Origin of the sequence: Wolbachia endosymbiont of Tettigetta isshikii (assembly GCF_041154185.1) — a bacterium.
GTDB lineage: Bacteria > Pseudomonadota > Alphaproteobacteria > Rickettsiales > Anaplasmataceae > Wolbachia.
This window is the reverse complement of the sequence record NZ_JBFTEN010000006.1, coordinates 36260-43426: the sequence shown is the minus strand read 5'-3', so window position 1 is coordinate 43426 and position 7167 is coordinate 36260. Positions and strand designations below refer to the sequence as shown.

The following is a 7167-nucleotide window of genomic DNA, read 5'->3' as shown; positions in this document are numbered from 1 at the left end:
GATGTCATTAGGATTTACTCGTGTAATGACACCTTCTACTACATCTCCTTCCTTAATTTTATTAATAAAAGAATCTTCAAATAAAATGTTACTTTGATCTTCAAACTGGCCTTGACATATATCTTCTATGAACTTGTTTGACGATAGTTTTCTGATACTAATTGGTAGATTTGCTGTTGGATAATTATTATTCATGCAATGTGCCCTTCAATTTAAACTTTATTAGAAATAATACATTATATAGTATTAACAACTAGTTACAAGCAGTTTTTTTGTTAACTCACTGATAGACTTCTTGCATAAAAAACAGCTTTTGGTAGTGCGCTAGGCATACAACAACTGTCTCCAATAGAAACAAAAAACTACTTGACAACCTTCGCCGTTATCCTTATAATAAGACTGAAGCTATTATTTATCTTCAGTCTGCGCAGATTAAATGACAAAAAACTCAATGTACTTGGCGTCTTATGTTTAATTTTTTGCACTATGTGCACCTCATGTCTTTACAAACTTTCAAGGTTTTTACCTAATATAAGCTAAAATGCGCTTGTTAAAGCGTTTAAGACAATAAAAAACGCCAATTTAAAAGATAGATAGTGAATAACTAGCTAACGGGGTTTCTTTTGCCTTTTTTCATTCGGTAAATTTCTTAAATATTTATAGCTAGTTACAATTTATGAACCGGATAGGAAGGTATCATTCCAGCGCTTGACGCACAACTGTACGAACATTGTAATTTGAGCCTACCACTAAGGTGTCATGCAAGTAGCTAACACTGGCATCCAGGAATTTTATTAGGTTGGTGAACATAAAAGTAGTCTTATGTAAAAACACAAAGTTTTCAATAGATTAAATGAGGACTGGATTCCAGTGTCCGCTACTTGCATGACAGAGATAACGCCGTTGATTATATAGGTTCCGTCTGTTATATATAGTCTTTTTTAATACAAAGAAAACTGATGAGTGAGTATGATGTTACGGTTATAGGTAGCGGTCCTGGTGGTTATATAGCAGCAATTAGAGCAGCGCAGTTTGGGTTTAAAACTGCCATTATTGAAAAAGAGAAGAATTTAGGTGGTATATGCTTAAATTGGGGGTGTATACCAACAAAATCTCTGCTTAGAGTATCTGAAATTTATAGGCTAATAAGAAGATCAGAGGAATTTGGTATAAAAGTAAAAGATACAAGCTTTGATATTCAGTCGATAGTGAAATACTCAAGAAACGTTGTTGATAAGTTATCAAAAGGTATTGCGTATTTGATGAAGAAGAATAACATCAAAATTCACCAAGGACTTGGTAAACTTGCGGGTAACCATACTATAAAAATCTTCAATAGTAAGGAGGAACAAGAAATTGTTTCCAAGCATATTATTTTAGCAACAGGTGTGAGAGCACGAAATTTGCCTGGAATAGAGATAGATGGAGATTTAATATGGAATGCACAGCATGCTATGACTCCAGATAAACTGCCAAAATCGCTACTAATTATAGGATCTGGTGCAATCGGAGTAGAATTTGCAAGTTTTTATAGTACTTTGGGAGTTGAAGTAACAATTGTAGAAGTAAAAGACACTATTTTACCGCTGGAAGATAGAGAGATTTCAAATTTAGCGCAAGAAATACTTACAAGACAGGGAATAAAGATATATACAAACAATAGTGTAAAAACTTTTACTAAAAATAAAGGCTCTACTCAAGTGCAACTAAGTAGTGGTGAGAGCAAAGAATTCGATAGAGTAATTGTTGCAGTTGGCGTTCAGGCAAACACTGAAAATATATGGTCAGAAAATACAAAAATTAAATTAAGCTCTTCTGGTTTTATTGAAACGAATGAATGGTATGAAACGAGTGAACCTAACGTGTATGCAATAGGTGATGTAGCTGGCCCGCCATGTTTAGCGCATAAGGCAAGTCACGAAGCTGTAATCTGCGTTGAAAAGATTGCTGACAAAAGTCCTTATAAGTTAAAAAAAGAGTGCATACCAAATTGCACTTACTCTCACCCGCAAATAGCAAGTATTGGCCTTACTGAAGAACAGGCAATAAAAAATGGATATAATATAAAAATAGGAAAATTTCATGCTAATTTTAATGGTAAGTCCATTGCACTCGGTGAAACCGAAGGGTTAGTAAAAACAGTGGTTAATAACAAAACAGGAGAACTTCTTGGCGCTCACATGATAGGAGCAGAAGTAACAGAGTTAATTAGCAATTTTGCTCTTGCAAAGCAGCTGGAAGGAACAGACTCCGACATAAAGTCTACGATCTTTCCTCATCCGACCATTTCAGAAATGATACACGAATCGGTTCTTGCAGCGGACGATGAGTCGTTAAACAGTTGAATTAGCGTCTCATTGCTTTAACATCATCAATATCTTGAGTTGTAGCTTGACTGGGTACTTCAATTCCGACAGGTTGATTACCAGCACCAGATTTCTGTAACCTTTCTTTGAACCCTTCAGCTGCTTTTTTCACTTGCTTTTGATTAAGATCCTCTGGATTTTTTTTACCCCTTTGCTTGACTGTTGTTTCAGTACTCATATCTTTACTCTCTTGCTGATTATAATTTTTACATTGCCCTTGCTGAGGTAGATCAACGACCGAATCGAAGAGAGATTTTATTATATCTTTTAACATTCCTACAAAACTCCCGCTTTTGCCTTTTCCTTGTTCTTGAGGCTTACTTTTCACGTTAGATTCTTTTTTACTATTGTTTTCAGACATTTTTGATTCCCTGCCATAAAGCTTAGTAAAATTTTACGTGCAAATTGTTAAGTAATGGTTAACAATCTAGTATTAATTTGCTATGCACAGATGGATATCATTCTAGCAACAGGTGGTACAGGCCGACACATTTTCCAGCTATAACCTTAGCAGGAGCACTAAAGATACAAGGATATAATAGCACATTATTTACTGATAAAAAAATGGATAAAAATACTGACATGGAGAGTTATACTCTGCCGTTATGTAAGTCAAGCAGCAATAAATTTAAGTTTTTTCTTTTTTTGATATGTGGTTGTGTGTTAGCACTGTATCAAATAAGAAAATTGAAACCAAAACTAGTCATTGGTTTTGGTAGCTATGCTTCTTTTCCAACTCTTCTTGCAGCAAAGACTCTCTCTATACCTATAATTTTGCATGAACAAAATACAGTTTTAGGGAGAGTAAACAGATTCTTTTCCAAAAATGCTAAATTAATTGCAACTAGCTTTCCAGAAACTAAATATGCGAGAAACAGTAAATGTGTTTTTACAGGGAATTTCGTTAATATAAAGGCGCAAGGCTATTCTTGTACTGAGAAAACCCTAAACATATTAATAATAGCAGGTAGTCAAGGTGCAAATTTTTTTGATAATATAGTGAGTGACGTAATTTGTAGTCTGCCTACTGAAATGAAAGGGAAGATTAGAGTGACGCAGCAATGCACAAAGAAAAATATGGACAGAGTTAGGGGCCTATATGAGAGTGAAAGGATCTATTGTGAATTAAGTGAGTTTTTTGACGATATGGAAAATAGGTTAGTAAGTGCTCATTTGATAATTAGCAGAGCAGGAGCAACCTCAATAGCGGAAATCACTCTTGCTGAGCGCCCCGCTATATATATTCCTTATCCTCACTCAAAAGATAGTCATCAATTCTATAACGCAAAATATATCGAAGATTCAGTGGCAGCTGTAATAGTTGAGCAAAACAGTGAAGTGAAAAAAAATTTAAGAGAGTTGCTAGTCGATCTATTACAAAATTGTCAAAAATTGCGTGATATGGCTAATAATACTAAGAGAACAAGAATAAGGAATGAGGTTACTAAATTTATTAAGGTAATAGCTCAAGAATTTAGCTGACGGATATGGCTGCTTGCTTTTTCTTCGAATGTATCCCAAAGATTTTTTTCTAGCAATGTATTATATAATTTGTTGACGTAAACTACTCCCGTAGGTGAAGTCGTGTTAATTTCGAGAAGGAATTCACCTATAATGTCAATACCAACAAATATTAGCCCTCTTTTCTTTAATTCAGGACCAATTTTATTGCATATTTCATTATCTCTGTCGTTCATCTGAGCAGGTTCAAAGCTTGCTCCGAGCCGCAAGTTTGTTCTGATCTCTCCATCTCTTGGAACTCGTTTCATTATTCCAATTGGTTGGCCATCAAGTAATAATATTCTTTTATCTTTGTCTATATTTTTGCAAAATGCTTGTGCAATTACAGGACACTCATATTTTGCGATCATGAATTCAACTACTACTTGAATATTGTTTCCATCTTGTATTCTTATTACATCGTTTCCTCCATAGCTATACAATGGTTTCAGAATAATATCTCTGTAATCATGGTAAAAATCTCTAATCATCGATACATTCTCAGTAATTAAAGTTGGTAGAGTTAGTTCTGGAAACAGTGAAGCAATTAGTTTTTCGGGACAGTTTCTTATCTCCGTTGGATTATTAATTACCAATGCGCTAGTTTTTTCTAAAATATAGGTGGTTGTAATATAACGCACATCAAAGGGTGGATCCTGTCTGATAAATACAATATCCATTTCACTCAAATTGATGGTTACATCTTTTTTAGAGATGAAACTAAAATCGTCAACACTGACTTTCTGAGCAAGAGCGATTGGCTGATTTAACTTTAGTGCTAAATTGTTAGGGACATAGAAGAAAACTTCGTGCTTCCTCCTTTGTGCCTCCTTTATTAATGCAAATGTGGTGTCAGTTTCAAAGTTTATATTTTCATCCATTTGAAAGGCTACTCTCATTTGCACATCACCTTTGATATAAAATTGCCATTGGGAACTAAATTTGCATTAATGGCGTAATTTGCTATGTCTATATCGTACATAACTTACAACTTGTTTTACCCCTTTTACCTTTCTTGCAATTGCTATTACAGCTTTTAGTTCCGCTTTATTTTGAGCTATACCCATCAAATAAACAACTCTATCAACCGTATTAACGCTATAATTAATTGATTTGATATTTCTTTTCCCTAAAAGTCTTGTTCTTATTTCCGCCGTTATTATACCATCTACGGTAGTGTCAAGCATGGAAGTTGTTTGTATTGGTGTTACTCTTATTTCATTTATTACTTCTTTAACTTCTTTTTGTTGCCAAGCTATTTTCTCTGCTGTGAGTTGCTTTTCAGGGGTATCAACGTTTCCAATGAGCAATACTCTTCCTTCGCTTACTTTAACCTTTATAGATGAAAATAGTCCATGCTTTAGAAGTCCCTTATTAATTCTGATTACCATAGTTGTATCATCAACAATATTTCCCAAAGATTTATCTTGTGTTGTTATTGCTGTTGCCGTTGCTGTAGCCACTACGCTACCTATTATAAGTGGTGTACAGCCACTCTGTGTAATCAGAAAAATTCCAAGTAAGAGGCTTGTTATTAGTCTCATTATTGATTTTCATGGTTTAAAATTTTCATTAAGGAATGTTAATAAGCTTTTTTAATTGTGTAAATACTATAAATTAAGTAAGACTTTAGACCTTGAGTCTTTTTAAGACGGTACTTATAATGGGGTGATAGGAATAGTTTATGTTAACTATAAGTTACTGAAAAATTCTTGCGGATATGGCGGAATTGGTAGACGTGCCAGGTTTAGGTCCTGGTGAGCTTGCTCGTGGGGGTTCAAGTCCCTCTATCCGCACTCAAATCATGTACCTAGATTTAAAAAAAGGTTTATAATCACTAAATATACTCTAATGTTTGTGTAAAAACTCGTTCTTAAGGATTGTATTTCACTGAGATTCTGGTAAAATAGCTTTATAAAAATATAAATTAAAACATTGATTAAATAGGTTATGATGTCTAGTAACATACCTCAAAATGCAGTCGAAGTAGATACATCAAGTAATATATGTACCTATAAGAAGCTTAGTGTAGATAAACTAAAGCATGAGTATGAAATCACAGTTAGTAGCGATTATATAGAACAAAAGATGAATTCTAGATTACAAGAGATAGCGAAGAATGCAAAATTGCCTGGATTTAGATCAGGGAAGACGCCTTACGACCTTGTTGTTAAAAATTATAAAAGTGAAGTTTTGGAACATGTAGTGAATAATACGATTGACTATTGCTCAAGTGATTTAATGAAAAAAATTGAAGTCAAGTATCACATTCATCCTAAGGTTGATATTATATCACTACCAGATCTGGATAAAAAGGATGAAAAAGGCGATTTTGTGTACAAGCTGTCTTTTGAGTCAATGCCAGAAGCGCCGACAATAGATCTTGATAAAATAAGTTTGAAGAAAGTTGAGGCAAAAATCGAAGAGGGAGACATAAAAGAATTTATTGATTCTATAAAAACAAAATTTCCTAATCTTATCTCTGTTGATGATGATTCTTATCAAGCGAAAAATGGGGATAAACTGACAATTGACTTTGAAGGGCGGATTAGAAAGAAACTCTTTCAAGGCGGAAGTGGCAAAAATTTTGCTGTTAATTTAGGATCCGGAGCATTTATCGATGGTTTTGAAGATCAATTAATTGGCGTGAAAAAAGGAGAAACAAAAAGCTTTAAGTTGAGGTTTCCTGAGGATTACCAGGTAATTTCCCTTGCCGGACAAGAGGCTACTTTTTCTGTCCGAGTTAATGACATCCAGATTGCCGAAGATTTTGGAAGTGATGATGAAGTAGCTAGGAAGATTGGTTTTGAAGATTATTCTTCGCTAATAAATCATGCAAAAGAAGTAATTGATAATCAATGTAAAGAAATGGGAGACCTCTTAATTAAAAAGGAGCTATTTGATTGTTTGGATGCTAGTTACATCTTTGATTTGCCTACAGACGTAGTAAAACAGGAACAGCAGAGAGTGGAAAGAGAGTTGAACTCTAAAGATGACTCTTTTAAGGAAGCTGAAAGACGAGTAAAGCTTGCAATGTTATTTATGAAGTTCAGTACAGAACATAAAATATCATTAACTCAAAATGATGTTTTAAATGTTATTCTGAATCAGTATGTCAATAAAGATGTACCGCTTAATAGAGTATTGAAACATTTTAGCTCAAACAGGCAATTTCAGGAGTTAATTAGAGGGCAAGCTCTTGAACGTAAAATTACAGATTATATAATAGAAAAAGTTAATAAAGAAGAGCAGGTTGTTTCTGTGAAAGGGTTAAAGGAATTATTTGATAATATTTAGTAGG

5 protein-coding genes, 1 tRNA gene and 2 pseudogenes are annotated in these 7167 nt (G+C 34.0%); 4 read left to right on the top strand and 4 right to left on the bottom strand.

All coding sequences use genetic code 11. The annotated features are described in order from the left end of the window. Positions 1 to 195: pseudogene (locus AB6N09_RS02065) on the bottom strand (30S ribosomal protein S1); the annotation flags it as partial. Positions 196 to 959: 764 nt separating this feature from the next. Between AB6N09_RS02065 and lpdA the strand changes: the two are divergent. Further along, entirely contained in the window at positions 960 to 2345 is a 1386-nt protein-coding gene (gene lpdA / locus AB6N09_RS02060) for a dihydrolipoyl dehydrogenase (protein ID WP_411131298.1), read from the top strand. A gap of 1 nt (position 2346) precedes the next feature. On the opposite strand, the gene AB6N09_RS02055 is transcribed toward lpdA, so the two are convergent. Then, positions 2347 to 2727, bottom strand: a complete 381-nt coding sequence (locus tag AB6N09_RS02055) for a hypothetical protein (RefSeq protein ID WP_411131297.1) — start codon at positions 2725 to 2727, stop codon at positions 2347 to 2349. 90 nt (positions 2728 to 2817) lie between these two features. Here AB6N09_RS02055 and AB6N09_RS02050 point away from each other — a divergent pair. Further along, positions 2818 to 3848, top strand: a pseudogene (locus tag AB6N09_RS02050) (UDP-N-acetylglucosamine--N-acetylmuramyl-(pentapeptide) pyrophosphoryl-undecaprenol N-acetylglucosamine transferase). Here the strand turns inward: AB6N09_RS02050 and gshB are convergent. Then, positions 3833 to 4765 (bottom strand): glutathione synthase, encoded by a 933-nt coding sequence (gshB, locus tag AB6N09_RS02045; RefSeq protein ID WP_411131296.1) that lies wholly within the window; start codon positions 4763 to 4765, stop codon positions 3833 to 3835. The pseudogene AB6N09_RS02050 and the gene gshB overlap by 16 nt on opposite strands. Before the next feature lie 48 nt (positions 4766 to 4813). Continuing rightward, on the bottom strand, positions 4814 to 5410 hold the full coding sequence (locus AB6N09_RS02040; protein WP_411131295.1) for a BON domain-containing protein: 597 nt from the start codon (positions 5408 to 5410) through the stop codon (positions 4814 to 4816). A 170-nt stretch (positions 5411 to 5580) separates the two neighbouring features. Here AB6N09_RS02040 and AB6N09_RS02035 point away from each other — a divergent pair. Further along, positions 5581 to 5662, top strand: a tRNA-Leu gene (locus AB6N09_RS02035). Positions 5663 to 5819: 157 nt separating this feature from the next. Then, positions 5820 to 7163: a trigger factor gene (tig, locus tag AB6N09_RS02030; protein WP_411131294.1), complete on the top strand. Its 1344-nt coding sequence runs from the start codon at positions 5820 to 5822 to the stop codon at positions 7161 to 7163. The last annotated feature ends 4 nt before the right edge of the window (positions 7164 to 7167 follow it).

Excerpts from the sequence above, each read along its gene's own strand:
- lpdA (WP_411131298.1), top strand. The coding sequence starts at position 960 with ATGAGTGAGTATGATGTTACGGTTATAGGTAGCGGTCCTGGTGGTTAT.
- AB6N09_RS02040 (WP_411131295.1), bottom strand. The coding sequence starts at position 5,410 with ATGAGACTAATAACAAGCCTCTTACTTGGAATTTTTCTGATTACACAG.
- AB6N09_RS02055 (WP_411131297.1), bottom strand. The coding sequence starts at position 2,727 with ATGTCTGAAAACAATAGTAAAAAAGAATCTAACGTGAAAAGTAAGCCT.
- tig (WP_411131294.1), top strand. The coding sequence starts at position 5,820 with ATGTCTAGTAACATACCTCAAAATGCAGTCGAAGTAGATACATCAAGT.
- gshB (WP_411131296.1), bottom strand. The coding sequence starts at position 4,765 with ATGAGAGTAGCCTTTCAAATGGATGAAAATATAAACTTTGAAACTGAC.